Annotated in this window: 1 pseudogene; it reads left to right on the top strand. The window is 69.7% G+C overall.

Annotated elements, in window-relative coordinates:
- Nucleotides 1-45: 45 nt before the first annotated feature.
- Nucleotides 46-254 (top strand): annotated as a pseudogene (locus FNJ47_RS47220) (IS110 family transposase); the annotation flags it as partial.

Here is a 254-nt window from a genome sequence, read left to right as displayed (position 1 = left end):
TTTGGCGTGATTGCCCACTAGGGTCTGACCAGTACTGTGCCGTTGGTGGCGCAGTTTGCGCAGGCCGGGGTGACTCCCGCGCTGGCGCGCGAGTGTTCGGTCGTGCTGGGCCGCGAGGACGCCAGGCGCGGGGGCGCGCTGGAGCCGATCGAGCCCAATATATTGGCCTGGCGCCGCGCTGATCCCCTGGGCCGGCGCCTGGCGCAGATTCCCTCGGTCGGCCCGATCGTTGCAACCGCGCTGGTGATGAAGGC

Source organism: Bradyrhizobium uaiense (assembly GCF_010811875.1).
GTDB classification, from domain to species: Bacteria; Pseudomonadota; Alphaproteobacteria; order Rhizobiales; family Xanthobacteraceae; genus Bradyrhizobium; species Bradyrhizobium uaiense.
This window is presented reverse-complemented; position numbering and strand designations above follow the sequence as displayed.